The 15,788-nt window shown below is 71.8% G+C and carries 15 protein-coding genes; 12 read left to right on the top strand and 3 right to left on the bottom strand.

Annotation, left to right across the window (positions count from 1 at the left end; genetic code table 11):
* Genes ACWEEU_RS24090 through ACWEEU_RS24075 form a run of 4 tightly spaced genes read left to right on the top strand, consistent with a single transcriptional unit; the run spans window position 1 to window position 3,989 of the window.
* Window positions 1–771: a cytochrome c biogenesis CcdA family protein gene (locus tag ACWEEU_RS24090; protein WP_385739402.1), complete on the top strand. Its 771-nt coding sequence runs from the start codon at window positions 1–3 to the stop codon at window positions 769–771.
* Window positions 771–2,486 carry a cytochrome c biogenesis protein ResB gene (resB, locus tag ACWEEU_RS24085; protein WP_451734884.1) on the top strand — a complete coding sequence of 572 codons (1,716 nt, stop codon included), beginning with the start codon at window positions 771–773 and terminating at the stop codon, window positions 2,484–2,486. The genes ACWEEU_RS24090 and resB overlap by 1 nt, the downstream gene beginning before the upstream one ends.
* A complete protein-coding gene (gene ccsB / locus ACWEEU_RS24080; protein WP_385739408.1) occupies window positions 2,483–3,568 on the top strand; it encodes a c-type cytochrome biogenesis protein CcsB in 1,086 nt (361 codons plus the stop codon). The genes resB and ccsB overlap by 4 nt, the downstream gene beginning before the upstream one ends.
* 25 nt (window positions 3,569–3,593) lie before the next feature.
* Window positions 3,594–3,989 carry a hypothetical protein gene (locus ACWEEU_RS24075; RefSeq protein WP_451734882.1) on the top strand — a complete coding sequence of 132 codons (396 nt, stop codon included), beginning with the start codon at window positions 3,594–3,596 and terminating at the stop codon, window positions 3,987–3,989.
* A gap of 230 nt (window positions 3,990–4,219) precedes the next feature.
* Here ACWEEU_RS24075 and ACWEEU_RS24070 read toward each other — a convergent pair whose 3' ends face one another.
* The 3 genes from ACWEEU_RS24070 to ACWEEU_RS24060 all read right to left on the bottom strand — a co-directional run bounded on the left by ACWEEU_RS24070 (window position 4,220) and on the right by ACWEEU_RS24060 (window position 6,679).
* Window positions 4,220–5,614 carry a condensation domain-containing protein gene (locus ACWEEU_RS24070; RefSeq protein WP_385739414.1) on the bottom strand — a complete coding sequence of 465 codons (1,395 nt, stop codon included), beginning with the start codon at window positions 5,612–5,614 and terminating at the stop codon, window positions 4,220–4,222.
* A gap of 182 nt (window positions 5,615–5,796) precedes the next feature.
* Window positions 5,797–6,246, bottom strand: a complete 450-nt coding sequence (locus ACWEEU_RS24065) for a nucleoside deaminase (RefSeq protein ID WP_451734880.1) — start codon at window positions 6,244–6,246, stop codon at window positions 5,797–5,799.
* Window positions 6,247–6,403: 157 nt separating this feature from the next.
* Window positions 6,404–6,679: a PLD nuclease N-terminal domain-containing protein gene (locus ACWEEU_RS24060; RefSeq protein WP_385739420.1), complete on the bottom strand. Its 276-nt coding sequence runs from the start codon at window positions 6,677–6,679 to the stop codon at window positions 6,404–6,406.
* Between the two features lie 75 nt (window positions 6,680–6,754).
* Between ACWEEU_RS24060 and ACWEEU_RS24055 the strand changes: the two genes are divergently transcribed.
* The 8 genes from ACWEEU_RS24055 (at window position 6,755) to ACWEEU_RS24020 (ending at window position 15,713) form a co-directional block, all read left to right on the top strand.
* A complete protein-coding gene (locus ACWEEU_RS24055; protein WP_451734878.1) occupies window positions 6,755–8,212 on the top strand; it encodes a menaquinone biosynthesis decarboxylase in 1,458 nt (485 codons plus the stop codon).
* Complete coding sequence (gene mqnP, locus ACWEEU_RS24050; RefSeq protein WP_451734876.1) at window positions 8,209–9,114, top strand: menaquinone biosynthesis prenyltransferase MqnP; 906 nt, start codon at window positions 8,209–8,211, stop codon at window positions 9,112–9,114. The genes ACWEEU_RS24055 and mqnP overlap by 4 nt, the downstream gene beginning before the upstream one ends.
* A 288-nt stretch (window positions 9,115–9,402) precedes the next feature.
* Window positions 9,403–10,053, top strand: a complete 651-nt coding sequence (locus ACWEEU_RS24045) for a UbiX family flavin prenyltransferase (RefSeq protein ID WP_385739495.1) — start codon at window positions 9,403–9,405, stop codon at window positions 10,051–10,053.
* A gap of 67 nt (window positions 10,054–10,120) precedes the next feature.
* Entirely contained in the window at window positions 10,121–10,576 is a 456-nt protein-coding gene (locus tag ACWEEU_RS24040) for an Lrp/AsnC family transcriptional regulator (RefSeq protein ID WP_385739430.1), read from the top strand.
* Window positions 10,577–10,638: 62 nt separating this feature from the next.
* Window positions 10,639–11,802 carry an aminofutalosine synthase MqnE gene (gene mqnE, locus ACWEEU_RS24035; protein ID WP_451734874.1) on the top strand — a complete coding sequence of 388 codons (1,164 nt, stop codon included), beginning with the start codon at window positions 10,639–10,641 and terminating at the stop codon, window positions 11,800–11,802.
* A gap of 85 nt (window positions 11,803–11,887) precedes the next feature.
* Entirely contained in the window at window positions 11,888–12,412 is a 525-nt protein-coding gene (locus ACWEEU_RS24030; protein ID WP_451734872.1) for an N-acetyltransferase family protein, read from the top strand.
* An 89-nt stretch (window positions 12,413–12,501) separates the two neighbouring features.
* Window positions 12,502–12,801 (top strand): DUF4229 domain-containing protein, encoded by a 300-nt coding sequence (locus ACWEEU_RS24025; RefSeq protein ID WP_385739439.1) that lies wholly within the window; start codon window positions 12,502–12,504, stop codon window positions 12,799–12,801.
* A 137-nt stretch (window positions 12,802–12,938) separates the two neighbouring features.
* The gene (locus ACWEEU_RS24020; RefSeq protein WP_451734870.1) at window positions 12,939–15,713 is read left to right on the top strand and encodes an AfsR/SARP family transcriptional regulator; all 2,775 of its coding nucleotides are present in this window, start codon (window positions 12,939–12,941) and stop codon (window positions 15,711–15,713) included.
* Window positions 15,714–15,788 lie beyond the last annotated feature (75 nt).

The raw sequence follows: 15,788 nt of genomic DNA, 5'->3' as shown, positions 1-15,788 counted from the left end.
GTGAGTCCGCTCCTCACGCTCGCCGCCGGCGGGCAGAACCAGACCGTGCTCAACGGCGCCCTGCTGCTCGCCCTGCCCGTCGCGGTGCTCGGCGGGCTCGTCTCCTTCTTCTCGCCCTGCGTCCTGCCGCTGGTGCCGGGCTACCTCTCCTACGTGACCGGCGTCACCGGCACCGACCTGGCCGACGCCCGGCGCGGCCGGATGGCGACCGGCGCCGCCCTGTTCGTGCTCGGCTTCACCGTCGTGTTCGTCTCCGGCGGCGCCCTCTTCGGGTTCTTCGGCCAGACCCTGCAGAGCTACAAGGACGTCCTGACCCGGGTGCTCGGCGTGCTCATGATCCTGCTCGGTGTCTTCTTCATGGGCCTGATGCCCTGGCTGACCCAGCGCGAGTTCCGCTTCCACCGGCGCCCGGCCACCGGACTTCTCGGCGCGCCCCTGCTCGGCGCCCTCTTCGGGATCGGCTGGACGCCCTGCATCGGCCCGACCCTCGCCTCCGTCGTCGCCCTCTCCTCCCAGCAGGCGAGCGCGGGCCGGGGCGCGATACTCACCGTCGCGTACTGCCTGGGGCTCGGCGTGCCCTTCGTGCTCACCGCCGTCGCCTTCCGCAAGGCGCTCGGCGCGTTCGGCTGGGTCAAACGCCACTATGTCTGGGTGATGCGCATCGGCGGCACGATGATGATCGTGACCGGTGTGCTGCTGCTGACCGGGGCCTGGGACCACCTGGTGCGGGAGATGCAGACCTGGTCCGACGGCTTCTCTGTGGGGATCTGATGAGCAAGACCACTACCGACACCTCCCCGGAGGGCCTGGGCGCGGCCGGCTCCCAGTTGTCCACCGCGCCCCAGGAGGACCTGTCGACGCCGCCCTCGCTGGGCGTGATCGGCTGGGCCCGCTGGTTCTGGCGGCAGCTCACCTCCATGCGGGTCGCGCTGCTGCTGCTCCTGCTGCTCTCGCTCGGCGCGATCCCCGGCTCGCTGATCCCGCAGACCGGCGCCGACGCCAACAAGGTCGACGACTTCCGCAAGGCGCACACCACGCTCGCGCCCGTCTACGACAAGCTCGGGCTCTTCCACGTCTACAGCTCGGTGTGGTTCTCCGCGATCTACATCCTGCTGTTCGTCTCCCTCATCGGCTGCATCGTCCCGCGCACCTGGCAGTTCGTCGGCCAGCTCCGCGGCCGCCCGCCGGGCGCGCCGAAGCGGCTGGACCGGCTCCCGGCGTACACCACCTGGCGCACCACCGCCGACCCCGAGCAGGTCCGCGAGACGGCGCTCGCGCTGCTGAGGAAGCGCCGCTTCCGCGCCCACCGGGTGGGCGACGCGGTCGCCGCCGAGAAGGGCTACGTGCGCGAGCTGGGCAACCTGGTCTTCCACGTCGCCCTCATCGTGCTGCTCGTCGCCTTCGCCTCGGGCCAGATGTTCAAGTCCGACGGCACCAAGCTGATGGTCGAGGGCGACGGCTTCTCCAACGCGCTGCCGATGTACGACGACTTCAAGTCCGGCAGCATGTTCCAGGGCGACGACCTGGTGCCCTTCAGTTTCGACCTGAAGGACTTCACCGGCACCTACGAGATGACCGGACCCAACCGCGGCACCCCGCGCACCTTCCAGGCGCGGATCGCCTACAGCGAGGGCGCGTACGGAAAGCAGCGCACCACCACCGTCAAGGTCAACGAGCCGCTGAAGATCGGCGACTCCAAGGTCTACCTCGTCAGCCACGGCTACGCCCCCGTGATCACCGTCCGCGACGGCAAGGGCAACGTCGTCTACCACGACGCCGTGCCCCTGCTCCCGCTCGACGGCAACGTCACCTCGCAGGGCGTCATCAAGGTCATGGACGGCTACCGCGACGCCAAGGGCACCAAGGAGCAGCTCGGCATCCGCGCCTTCTTCCTGCCGACCTACGGCGGCGGCGCCTCCGTCCTCTCCCAGTTCCCGGCGCTGCTCAACCCGGTCCTCAACCTGGAGCCGTACCACGGCGACCTCGGCGTGGACGCGGGGCTCTCGCAGAGCGTCTACCAGCTCGACCAGCGGCACATGAAGGGCTTCAAGGACCCCAAGGGCGCCCAGCTCAGGGACAACCTCAAGCCCGGCCAGACCATGAAGCTGCCGAACGGCGCGGGGTCCGTCACCTTCGAGAAGAACGTGAAGGAATGGGCGGGCTTCGAGATCGTCCAGGAGCCCGGCGCCGGCTGGGCCCTCGCGGGCGCGCTCGGCGCGATCTTCGGTCTCGCCGCGTCCCTGTTCATCCAGCGCCGCCGCGTGTGGGTCCGGGCGGTGACGGGCCCCGACGGCGTGACCGTCGTGGAGATGGCCGGCCTCGGCCGCAGCGAGTCCGCGAAGGTCCCCGAGGAACTCTCCGACCTCGCCGGAAGGCTCTACGACACCGCGCCGGGCGCCCCCGAAAGCGCCGCCCCCGCCGACGACGACACCAACGACGACACCGGCGCATCCCGCGCCGTACCTGCCGAAGGGGCTGAGCAGTGATTCTCGCCGCCGCCACCAACGAACACCTCGCGAGTGTCAGCAACACGCTGATCTACTCGTCGATGGCCGTCTACACCCTGGCCTTCTTCGCGTACATCGCCGAATGGCTCTTCGGCAGCCGCAGCAAGGTCGGCCGCACCGCCGCCGCGCTCACGGCCGAGGGCGGGGCGGCTAGGGCCGAGGGGCCCGCCGTCACCGTCAAGAAGGCGGGCGGGACAGCCGTTCTGGAGCGGCCCCAGGTCGTCGTCCGCCAGGCGGCCGGCGCCCGGGACGTGCCGGACGGCCCCGGCGCCCACGGCGGCGACGCCCAGGGCGACCTGTACGGCCGGATCGCCATCTCCCTGACCGTCCTCGCGTTCCTCGTGGAGCTGGCCGGTGTGGTCGCCCGCGCGGCCTCCGTGCAGCGTGCCCCCTGGGGCAACATGTACGAGTTCAACATCACCTTCTCCACGGTCGCCGTCGGCGTGTACCTCGGGCTGCTCGCGCTGAAGAAGAACGTGCGCTGGCTCGGCCTGTTCCTGATCACCACGGTCCTGCTCGACCTCGGCCTCGCGGTCACCGTGCTCTACACGGCCAGCGACCAGCTCGTCCCGGCCCTGCACTCGTACTGGCTGTACATCCACGTCTCCACCGCGATCTTCTGCGGCGCGGTGTTCTACGTCGGCGCGGTCGCCACGATCCTGTACCTGTTCAAGGACTCCTACGAGAACAAGCTCCAGACCGGCGGCAAGCCGGGCGCCTTCGCGACCTCGGTCCTGGAGCGGCTGCCCGCCTCCGCCTCGCTGGACAAGTTCGCCTACCGGGTCAACGCGGCCGTCTTCCCGCTGTGGACATTCACGATCATCGCGGGCGCGATCTGGGCGGGCGACGCCTGGGGCCGCTACTGGAACTGGGACCCCAAGGAGACCTGGTCCTTCATCACCTGGATCGGCTACGCCTGCTACCTGCACGCCCGCGCCACCGCAGGGTGGAAGGGCCGCAAGGCCGCCTACCTGGCGATGCTCGCCTTCGCGTGCTGGCTGTTCAACTACTACGGCGTCAACATCTTCGTGAGCGGCAAGCACTCCTACGCGGGCGTGTGACCGGCCGGTACGGGACACTGGTGCCATGAGCGGTTCCATCGAACAGGGCACCAGTCAGACCCACGGGAACACGCACATACTCCATCTCCTGGTGCGTGTCCCGCGGTCCATGGAGGACATCTGGCCCGCGCTGGCCACCGCCGAGGGCCTGACCGGCTGGTGCACCCCGGTGGACGTCCTCGAACCCCGCCTCGACGGCACCGTCGCCCTGCGCGGCCTGGGCGCGGGCCGCATCACCGCCTGGGACGTGGACCGCGTCGCCGAGTACACCGTCGAGGGTGGCGGCCGCATCCGCTTCCACCTCGAGCGCGACGGCGAGAACGGCAGCGCGCTGCGCTTCACCCACGAGTTCCAGGGCGAGGGCGCGACGGAGACGGACTGGCGCGAGCGCTTCGAACGGCTGCTCACGGCACTGGACTGACCGCCGCACCGACCTGCCCCGCCGCATCGCGCAGCCTCGGCCCGGCAGGGCCCGTCCGCTCGCGCCCCGAGCGCTGGGGCTTGCCCGGCAGGGCCGCGGGCCCGTCCCCGTGGCCCGGCAGCTCACCCGGCAGGGACGCGCGCTCGGCTCCGCAGGTCCGTGCCTCAGCCCGACGAGCCCGCCCGCTCACCCCGGCGAACTCTCTCCTCCCCACGCCGGCGGCGCCCCGGTCAGCCCGGGAGGGTCGACATCAGGTCGCGCAGGCGCTCCACGTACAGCCGCATGTTCTTCGTCGCCACGTCCGTGTCGGGGTGGCGGCTGGCCAGCCAGAGACCGTCGTGGAGGCGGCTGACCCAGACGCAGACCTGGTCGCCGTAGGAGACCCGGAGCAGGGCGTGGGCCTTCTGGTCGGTCCAGCGGTCGGCGCCCGCGATGCCCCGGGTGTCGACGTACGACACGATCGAGTACAGGTCCGGCGAGGTGGGGCGGAAGTCGGCGCCGAGCAGGCGCAGGACGCGGGCCAGCGGCATCCGGGACAGCGCGCGGTTCGCCTGCAGCTCGGCGCGGACCGTGCGCAGCGTGGCCGTGAGGTCGGGGGTGTGGGACACCGGGACCTCGATGGGGGCACCGCCGACGTACCAGCCGACCGAGTCGGTCCAGCGGGACTTCACCCGGGTGTGGAAGGGCACCACCGTGCGGTACACCGGCTGCTCGCCCAGCTCGTGCACGATCAGCGCGGTGGCCGCGAGCAGCCCGACCAGGCTCCCGCCGTAGGGGCGGCAGTACGCCTCGAACGCGGCCGCCGTCTCCGCGTCCACCAGCGGCTCGCAGATCATCTTCTGCCTCGGCAGCGGGCCGCCCGGCTCCACGCCGAGGTCCACCGGGAACGAGGGCAGCGTGCCGTCGCAGCGCTGGATGAACTCCCGCCAGCGGGAGACGATCGCGTGGTCGCCGCCGAGCCGGTCCGCGTCCGCGCGCTCGATCTCGCAGAAGTCCACGTAACTCGCCGCCGGGGTGCGCACCACCGGGCCGCGCCCCTGGAGCCCGGCCGTGTACAGCTCCTCGATCTCGGCCGGGATGCCGTGCAGCGAGTAGGCGTCCACGTTGCTGTGGTCGAAGGCGAGGAAGACGGTGGCCGAGTCGTCGCGGACGACCGCCGCGTAGATCAGGTTCGGCCAGCGCAGCGCGTCCGCCACCGTGTCGAACCGGTCCTGGAGGTGCCCGGCCAGCGCCTCGCCGTCCGGGAAGTCGCCGACCGTCTCCCGGTGCAGGGTGACGTCGTCCGCGTCCAGCGTGAACCGGCGCAGCTCCGCGTCGTTCTCGCCCGCCCAGCGGAAGCCGCTGCGCAGCGTCTCGTGCCGTACGGTCCAGGAGCGCAGCGCCTCCTGGAGCACGTCGAGATCGACCGGGCCCGGCAGGTCGAAGGAGGCGCCCAGCCAGGTCGGCACGAACAGGCCGTCCTCCCGGACGGACCTCGCGGTCCTGATGTGCGACTCCTGGATGTAGGCCGGGGGCCGGGAGTCCTCCGGCAGGCTCGCCGCCGCCGCGACGGTCGCCGGACTCAGCGTCCACTCGACGAGCCGTCCCGGCCGGACCTCGCAGCGCTGGATGTCAGTGATTCGCACGCGTCTCCGATCGCAGAGGGGGCCCACTGGACGGGCCCCCGCTCAAGGGAATGCCGTCCCGAGCGGTGGAGACATGCCCGCGCCGGTCATTTCAGCGGAACGGATGGCGAGCCGAACGCGGAAGTGATTAACCGACCGTGACCTTCACCGGGGCCGGAGCGGGGGCGGCACCCGGCGCGTCCTCACACCCCGATGTCCTCGAACCACAGCTCCGGCCGCTCCTCGACGAACCCCCGCATCAGCGCCACGCACTCCGGATCGTCCAGCAGCACGATCTCCACCCCGTGCGAGGCGAGCCACTCGTGCCCGCCGGAGAACGTCTCCGCCTCCCCGATCACCACCCGCGAGATCCCGAACTGCCGCACCAGACCGGAGCAGTACCAGCACGGCGAGAGCGTGGTGACCATGGTCGTCCCCCGGTACGACCGCTGCCGCCCCGCCGCCCGGAACGCGTCCGTCTCGCCGTGCACCGAGGGGTCGTCGTGCTGCACCCGCCGGTTCCGCCCGCGCCCGAGCAGCTCGCCGTCCGGGCCGTACAGCGCGGCCCCGACCGGCACCCCGCCCTCGGCACGCCCGGTATGGGCCTCTTCCAGGGCGGTGGCGAGCCAGGCCCGCGCCAACTCCGTGTCCATGCGGGCACTGTGCCCGGCCGGGGGCGACGGGGAAACGTGCCGTCAGCGGGGCCGGTACGCGGTAGCCGGCACGGACACGGTGACCCGGCGGGGGAGCACCGCCTCCGGGCCGGTGTGACGGGCGGTCGGGGTCATGCCCAGCAGGTCGCGCGCGCCCTCAGTCCCGGTCGGGGTCGTCCTTCTCCAGGGACTTCAGGAACTCCGGGTTGTCGTCCGGGGCGACCCAGGTGGTCGCGGGGGCGGGCCGGTGTCGCACCTTGCCCGCGAGCAGCCAGGCCACGGGGCCGACCAGGATCTCGCCGAAGAGGAGGATGACGACGACCCAGGCGAGCTTGGGGAGATGGCGGACCTCGTCCTCGGGGGTGTTCAGACAGTCCACGAAGGCGTAGATCCACAGGGCCAGGACCAGCAGGAACGGCAGATACCTGAGCATGGGCGCGCGTTCTCCCGACGGTGTGTACGGCCCCGGTGACCGAGCCAGCGTATCCGGTGGCCGATACTGGGACACATGGCTTATGACGATCTTCGCTCCCTGCTGCGGGCGCTGGAGCGCGAGGGCGACCTCAAGCGCATCAAGGCCGAGGTCGACCCGTACCTGGAGGTCGGTGAGATCGTCGACCGGGTGCAGAAGGCCGGCGGACCGGCACTGCTCTTCGAGAACGTCAAGGGCTCCGCGATGCCCCTGGCGATGAACGTCTTCGGCACCGACCGCCGCCTGCTCAAGGCGCTCGGTCTGAAGTCGTACGCGGAGATCTCCGACAAGATCGGCGGACTGCTGCGGCCCGAGCTGCCGCACGGTTTCGTCGGTGTCCGCGAGGCGTTCGGCAAGCTCGGCGCGATGGCGCACGTCCCGCCGAAGAAGGTCAAGGGCGACAACGCGCCCGTCCAGGAGGTCGTCCTCACCGGCGACGACGTGGACCTCGACGCGCTGCCCGCCCTGTTCACCTGGCCCAAGGACGGCGGCTCCTTCTTCAACCTCGGGCTCACCCACACCAAGGACCCCGAGTCCGGCGTGCGCAACCTCGGCCTGTACCGGCTCCAGCGGCACGACAGGCGCACCATCGGCATGCACTGGCAGATCCACAAGGACAGCCGCAACCACTACCAGGTCGCCGCCCGCCGGGGTGAGCGGCTCCCGGTCGCCATCGCCTTCGGCTGCCCGCCCGCCGTCACCTACGCCTCCACCGCCCCGCTCCCCGGCGACATCGACGAGTACATGTTCGCCGGGTTCATCGCGGGGAAGCGGATCGAGATGGTCGACTGCAAGACCGTGCCGCTCCAGGTCCCGGCCAACGCCGAGGTCGTCCTCGAAGGCTGGCTGGAGCCCGGCGAGATGCTGCCCGAGGGACCCTTCGGCGACCACACCGGGTTCTACACCCCGCAGGAACCGTTCCCCGCGCTGAGGATCGACTGCGTGACGATGCGGAAGCGGCCGCTGCTCCAGTCCATCGTGGTCGGCCGCCCGCCGACGGAGGACGGTCCGCTGGGCCGCGCCACCGAGCGCTTCTTCCTGCCGCTGCTGAAGATCATCGTCCCGGACATCGTGGACTACCACCTCCCCGAGGCCGGCGGCTTCCACAACTGCGCGATCGTCTCGATCGACAAGAAGTACCCGAAGCACGCGCAGAAGGTGATGTCCGCGATCTGGGGGGCTCACATGATGTCCCTGACCAAGCTGATCGTGGTCGTCGACTCCGACTGCGACGTGCACGATCTGCACGAGGTCGCGTGGCGGGCGCTCGGCAACACCGACTACGCGCGGGACCTGGTGGTCGCCGAAGGTCCCGTCGACCACCTCGACCACGCCTCCTACCAGCAGTTCTGGGGCGGCAAGGCGGGCATCGACGCGACGAAGAAGCTGCCCGAGGAGGGCTACACGAGGGACGGGGGCTGGCCGGACATGGTCCTGTCCGACCCGGCCACGGCGGCGCTGGTGGACCGGCGCTGGAAGGAGTACGGGCTGTGAGCACCTCGTCCGCCGCCGCGATCCCCCAGCCGGGGCGCACCAAAGCCTTCCTGCGCCTGGTGATGATCGAGCACTCGGTCTTCGCGCTGCCCTTCGCCTACATCGCCTCGCTCACCGCGATGTACCAGTGGGACAGGAACGTCCACTGGGCCCGGCTGCTCCTGGTCACCATCTGCATGGTCGGCCTGCGCACCTTCGCGATGGCCGTCAACCGGATCATCGACCGCGAGATCGACGCCCGTAACCCGCGCACCGCCCACCGCGAGCTGGTCACCGGCGCGATGTCGGTACGGCACGCCTGGACCGGCGCGCTGGTGGCGCTGATCGTCTTCCTCGGCTCGGCCGCCCTGCTGAACCCGCTGTGCCTGGCGCTCGCGCCGGTCGCGGTGATCCCGATGGTGGTCTATCCCTACGGCAAGCGCTTCACCAACTTCCCGCAGGCCATCCTGGGTCTCGCCCAGGCGATGGGTCCGGTCGGCGGCTGGCTGGCGATCTCCGGCACCTGGTCCTGGGAGGCGGTGATCCTCGGGCTCGCGGTCGGCATCTGGATCGGCGGATTCGACCTGATCTACGCCTGCCAGGACGTCGAGACCGACCGGGAGATCGGCGTGAAGTCGGTCCCGGCCCGCTTCGGCATCCCGGCGGCGATCTGGGGCGCGCGCGTCTGCCACGCCCTGACGATGGCCCTCTTCGTCTGGTACGCCCTCGCCACCCACGCGGGCGCGTTCTTCTGGCTGGGCCTGGTGATCGTGGGGTCGGCGTTCGTGTACGAGCACCGGATCGTGCGGCCGCACGACCTGTCCCGCCTGAACAGGGCGTTCTTCAGCGTGAACGGCTTCATCGGGATCGCCCTTTTCGTGTGCGCGCTGCTGGACCTGCTGGTGCGGGGTCTGACGGTCTGACTCGATCGAGTGATCGAGCGGTGAGGGCATGAACCCAGGTCGGCAGCCGGACTGGTTTCGTGGCAGTCCCCGCCCCAGCGGGGGTGGTCCACCGTTTGTCGACAAGAAGGCGCTGTTCAGCCGGTTGTCCCCGCCGACGCGGGGTTCGGTCCGGCACCCCAGCAACACCTGCCGGGGTGCCGGACCTTCGCTCTCGCGTGGGTACGAAGCCCCAAGGCCCCCACCCGGCCTGAGCACAGCCCGTCACGCCGGTACTCTCAAGGTGTGAACGCAGGAGAATCGCAGCGCGTGCCTTGGATCGTGGGGGTTTCCGGAGCTTCCGGGACGCCGTACGCGGCTGCCGTGCTGCGGGCGCTGCTGGACGCCGGTGAGGCGGTGGACCTGGTGGTCAGCCGGGCCTCGCGGCTGACGCTGCTGGACGAGACGGGCATCTCGTTCCGCGACGCGCACTGGCAGGAGGACCTGCGGGAGTGGCTGGGGCGCGGCGCGGACGGCAAGCCCGGCACCTTCGCGGCGGACGTGAGCGGCGTGCGGTACTGGAGCGCGGGGGACCTGGCTGCGGGGCCGTCCTCGGGGTCGTACCCCGTCAAGGGGATGCTGATCGTCCCCGCGTCCACCGCGTGCGTCGCCGGAGTCGCCCTCGGGCTGTCCAAGGACCTGCTCCAGCGCGCGGCGAGCGTCACGCTCAAGGAGCGCCGCCCGCTGGTCGTGGCCGTACGGGAGACCCCGCTGAACGGCCAGACCCTGCGCCACCTCGTCGCCCTGGACGACGCGGGCGCGAGCGTCGTCCCCGCCTCGCCCGCCTTCTACGCGGGCGCCACCCACATCCAGGACCTGGTGGACTTCGTGGCCGGGCGGGTGCTGGACGCGGCGGGCGTCGGGCACGGGCTGTACCGGCGCTGGAAGGGCGAACTGGGCGGCGGGGCGCAGAGCACGTAGCGGTCCTTCTCCATCGGCAGTACTTCTCACTCCACTTGGCAATTTCAGACCGGAAGGCTTCGATCGCATGGACGCGGTGGACAGGCAGCTCATCCAGGCCCTGAGGGAGAACGGCCGGGCCTCGTACGCGGAGCTGGGCCGCCTGGTCGGTCTGTCGGGGCCGAGCGTCACGGACCGGATCAACCGGCTGGAGGCGGCCGGGGTCATCACCGGTTACCGCGCGACCGTGGACGCGGCCTCTCTCGGTCTCGGTGTGACGGCGCTGATCGGCATCTCGCTGTCGGACGCCGCCGACCACGAGGACGTGGCGCGCCGGCTCAAGGACCTGCCGGAGATCGAGGACTGCTGGTTCATCGCCGGTGACGACTCCTTCATGCTGAAGGTCCGTTCCTCGGACGTGGACGGTCTGGAGAAGACGATCCGCAGACTCAGCGGCACCAAGGGCGTCTCGCGCACCCGCACCACGATCGTCCTCTCCACCAAGTGGGAGAACCGCGTGGGCGAGCTGCCCGAAGAGGTGTAGCGGTCCGGGGGCAGGTGTTCGGGGGAGTACGGTTGGCCAGGTTGTCGGCGAAAGGTGTTGGTATGGACGTCGGGCTCAAGCGCGAGCTGGAGGAGAAGGTCCGCTCCGGTGAGCGGCTGACCCGTGAGGACGGCATCGCACTCTACGAGTCGGACGACCTGGCCTGGCTCGGCGGCCTCGCGCACGAGGTGCGCACGCGCAAGAACGGCGACGTGGTCCACTTCAACGTCAACCGTCACCTCAACATGACCAACGTGTGCACGGCGTCCTGCGCCTACTGCTCGTTCCAGCGCAAGCCGGGCGAGAAGGACGCGTACACGATGCGCATCGAGGAGGCCGTGAAGCTGGCCAAGGCGATGGAGTCGGAGAACCTGACGGAGCTGCACATCGTCAACGGCCTCCACCCGAACCTCCCGTGGCGCTACTACCCGCGCTCCCTGCGGGAGTTGAAGGCCGCGCTGCCGCAGGTCTCGCTGAAGGCGTTCACGGCGACGGAGATCCACCACTTCGAGACCATCTCGGGGCTGAGCGCGAGCGAGATCCTCGACGAACTCATCGACGCGGGCCTGGAGTCGCTGACCGGCGGCGGCGCCGAGATCTTCGACTGGGAGGTCCGCCAGCACATCGTGGACCACCGCACGCACTGGGAAGACTGGTCGCGTATTCACCGCCTGGCGCACGAGAAGGGTCTGAAGACCCCGGCCACGATGCTGTACGGCCACATCGAGGAGCCGCGCCACCGCGTGGACCACGTGCTGCGGCTGCGGGAACTCCAGGACGAGACGAACGGCTTCCAGGTCTTCATCCCGCTGCGCTACCAGCACGACTTCGTGGACATGAAGGACGGCAAGGTCCGCAACCGCCTCCAGGCGCGCACCCAGATGGCGACGGGCGCCGAGGCGCTGAAGACCTTCGCGGTCTCCCGGCTGCTGTTCGACAACGTGCCGCACGTGAAGGTGTTCTGGGTGATGCACGGTGTGCAGACCGCCCAGCTCGCCCTCCAGCACGGCGCGGACGACATGGACGGCTCGGTCGTCGAGTACAAGATCACGCACGACGCGGACAACTACGGCACGCCGAACAAGCTGACCCGCGACGACCTGCTCGACCTGATCCGCGACGCGGGCTTCCGCCCGGTCGAGCGCAACACGCGCTACGAGATCATCCGCGAGTACGACGGGCCGGACCCGCTGCGCCGGGAGACGCCGCAGGCGATGCGCGTCTGAGGCGGAGGCGGGCGGCGGCGGGACTCCCGTACCGCCCACTGGAACGCTGTCGCCACGGGGCCGGGGTAATGACTACCTTGGCCCCGTGGCTCTTACCTTCACCCTGGACCCCGCCGTCACTCCCGAGCTGCGCGACGGTCTGCTCGACCTGTGGGCGGAGGTCACCAACGCGGGCGGCGCCGTCGGCTTCGTGGCGCCCGTGACCCCGGAGGAGGTACGCCCGGAGCTGGTCCGCACCCTGGCACGGCTGGCCGAGGGGCACAGCAGGCTGCTGGTCGGGCACGACGAGGAGGGGCGGGTCGCGGCGACCGCGTTCCTCACCTTCAACACCCACCGGCTGATGACGCACTGGCTGTGGCTGTACACGGTGATGGTCCACCCCGAGCACCAGGGCCGGGGTCACGGCCGCGAGCTGCTCGCGGCCGCCGCCGACGCGGCCCGCGGCTTCGACGGCATAGAGGCGATCCGGCTCGGCTGCCGGGGCGGCCTGGGCCTGGAGCGCTTCTACGCCTCCTGCGGCTACCAGGAGGTCGGCCGGGTGCCCGGCGCCATCCGCGTCGCCCCCGGCGACCACCGCGACGACATCACCATGCTGCTGCCCCTGCGCTGAGCCCCGCCGCCAAGATCGACCAGTTGGCGTGCTTCACTGGGCGATGCCCCTTTGGGGGCTTCGAACCGTACGAACGGAAGTGGATGGACATGCTCCGCTACACGCTGATGCGTCTCGGCGTCTTCGCCGGCTGCCTCGTGGTCGCCTGGGGAGCCGTCTACTCGGGTCTCTTCCCGCGCGGCTTCGGTGACTCCAACTTCTTCTGGGTCGTGCTCCTCGCGCTGGTCCTCTCCGCGCCGATCAGCTGGATCGTGCTGCGCAAGGAACGCGAGCGCGCCTCCGTCCAGATCGTCGGCCGCGTCGACCGCATGAAGGCCAACCTGGACGCCAACCGCAACCAGGAGGACGCGGTGGACGAGAGCGCGCGCACCCAGGGCCAGCCGGGCTGACCGCACCTTCACCGTCGCCTTCCCGTACCTGGCGCGAAGGCTACCGGCGGCGCATCGCCGCACGTCAGGCCCCGATACCCTGATACGCGATCCGTGCCCCGCCCCGGGCGCGACCCGCCTTCGAAGGGAAGTCGCCCGTGGAGTTCCGGCTGCTCGGGACGGTCTCCGTCGACACCTTCACCGGGCCCCTGCCGCTCGGTCCCGCCAAGCGCCGCAGCCTGCTGGCCGCGCTGCTGCTGGCGGCCAACACCCCCGTCTCGGTGGCCCGGCTGACCGAGTCGCTGTGGGACGAGGCGCCCCCCTCGCAGGCCCGGAGCGTCATCCAGGGGCATGTGTCCCGGCTGCGCGCCCTGCTCACCGGGGCGGACGCGGCGGCGTACGGGGTCGAGCTGGTCACGCTCACCGACGCCTACCTCCTGAGGGTGCCCGAATCCCTGCTGGACGCGCAGCGGTTCGAGGAGCTGCTGATGATGGCCCGGCAGCAGCGCGAGGCGGCCGACGCGGCCATGATGCTCACCGAGGCGCTGTCGCTGTGGCAGGGTCCCGCGCTCGGCGGCGCCTTCACCGGACCGCCGCTCCAGGCCGCCGCGCACACCCTGGAGGAGTCACGGCTCGCCACCGTCGAGGAACTGGCGCGCACCTACACCGTGCTCGGGGAGCACCACCGCGCCGCCGCCGTACTGCGCCCGGAGGCGGTCGCGCATCCGATGCGGGAGTCGCTGGCCGCCGCGCTGATCAAGGCGCTGTACGGCGCGGGGCGCCAGGCGGAGGCGCTGGACTGGTTCCACCGCACCAGGCGGCTGCTCGCCGACGAGCTGGGCATCGACCCCGGACGGGAACTGGCCGACGCCTACGCGCTGATCCTGCGGGGCGGCGAGGTCGCGGACGATCCGGTCGCGCCCGCGCCCGCCCCGGCGCCGGAAGCCCCGGTGGCGGCGGTCGCCGTCGCCGCCGATCCTCTGGTCCGGCTGCCCGCGCCCGCCGTGTCCGTCGTGCCGCCCGCCGAGCTGCTGCCCCGCGCGCCCCGGGGCTTCCAGGGGCGTACGGAGGAGCTGGCCGCGCTCAGCCGCGCGGCGGCGGGCGAGGCGCCCGTGTGCCTGATCACCGGTCCCGCCGGGGTGGGCAAGACGGCGCTGGCCCTCCAGTGGGCGCACCACAAGGCGGCCGTCTTCCCGGACGGGCGGCTCTACGCCGACCTGCGCGGCTTCAGCGAGACCGGCGAGCCCACGCTGACCGACGTGCTGCGCGAGTTCCTGCCCGCGCTCGGGGTGCCGCCGCGCCGGGTGCCGGAGTCGGCGTCGGCCGCCGCCGCGCTGTTCCGCACGCTGACCGAGCGGCGCAGGCTGCTGGTCATCCTGGACAACGCCCGTGACTCCGCGACCGTACGGGCCCTGCTGCCCGGCGGACCCGACTGCGTCACGCTCGTCACCAGCCGCCACCGTCTCGAAGGGCTCATCGCGTCCGACGCGGCCCGGCCCGTGCCGCTGGACGTGCTCGAACCGCAGGACGGCATGGCCCTGCTCGCCGGAGTGCTCGGCGAGGAGCGCGTGCTCGCGGAACCGGTGGCGGCCCAGCGGCTCGCCGAACTCTGCGGTGGGCTCCCGCTGGCCCTGCGGGTGGTCGCCGCGCGCCTCGCCGGACGCCCCGGCCGGCCGCTGGCCGCGCTGGCGGCGGAACTGGCCGACGAGCGGGGCCGGCTGGCCCGCCTCGCCGTGGACGACACCGGGGTGGCGGCCGCCCTGCGGCTGACCGTGCAGCACCTCCCGCCGGACGCCGTACGGTTGCTGGCCCGGCTCGGCCATCACCCGGGCGGCCATGTCGACGCGTACGCGTGCGGGGCGCTCCTGGACACCGGTTCCGCCGCCGCGCAGGCGACGCTGGAGCGGCTCGGCGCGGCCCACCTCGTCGCGGAGACGGCGCCGGGACGCTGGACGCTGCACGACCTGGTCCGGCTGTACGCCCGGGACATGGAGCCGGAGGCGGGGCCCGAGGCGCTCGTCCGTGCCCTGGACCACCTGACCGCGACCGCGCTCGCCGCGACCGACACCGCCGAACCGGGCGGCGGCGCCTGCTTCGGACTGCCGGACGACTTCCATCAGCCCCGCGCGGTACGGGAGTTCGCGGACCGGGCCGAGGCGCTCGGCTGGTTCACGGCCGAACGCGACGACCTGGCCCGCGCGGTGGCCGCCGCGCGCTTTGCCGGGTACCACGACCGGGCCTGGCGGCTCGTCCTGCTCCACTGGCCGCAGGTGGTGCTGCGGGTGCGCGACGGCTGGGTGCCGCTGCTGGAGTCGGCCCTGGACTCCGCACGGGTGCGGCAGGACGCGTACGCCGAGGCGCGGGTGCTCAGCCTGCTCGGCTGGGTGCTGACGGAGGAGGGCCGCACCGGCGAGGCCGTGGCCCTGCTGGAGACCGCGCCCGCGCTGGCACGCAGGGCCGGGGACGGGCCGGGCGAGGTGACCGCCACCATCAACCTGGCCGTGGCCCGCGCCGAGCACGGCGACCTCGACATCGCGCTGGAGGACTGCGAGCGGGCCGCAGGACTGGCCCGCGCGGCGGGCGACCGGCACACCGAGATGCTCGCGCTCCAGCACCTGGCCCGCACCCTCCTGACGGCGGGCCACGCGGACCGGTCCCTGGACACCGTCCGCACCGCCCTCGCCCTCGGTCCCGAACACGAGGAGACCGCCCGCCGCGCCCTCCTCCTCACCACCGCGGGCGAGGCCCACCTCTCCCTCGCCGCCCACGAGGAGGGCGTCCACCTCCTGGAGCGCGCGGCGGACGAGGCGGAGCGCGAGGGCTACGACGAGGGCGCGGCCCGGGCGCTGGAGTGCCTGCTGCGGGTGGCGGAGAAACCGGAGTACCGCACCCGGTACGAACGCGCGGTACGGCGCCTGGCGCGGGAGGCGTGAGCCACCTCCCCGAGGGCTGACGTCGCAGGTCGGAGTGCGTCAGCCGGACGTCAGCGGGACGGCGACGGAACGTCA

Source organism: Streptomyces sp. NPDC005004, from assembly GCF_053600675.1.
This window is presented reverse-complemented; position numbering and strand designations above follow the sequence as displayed.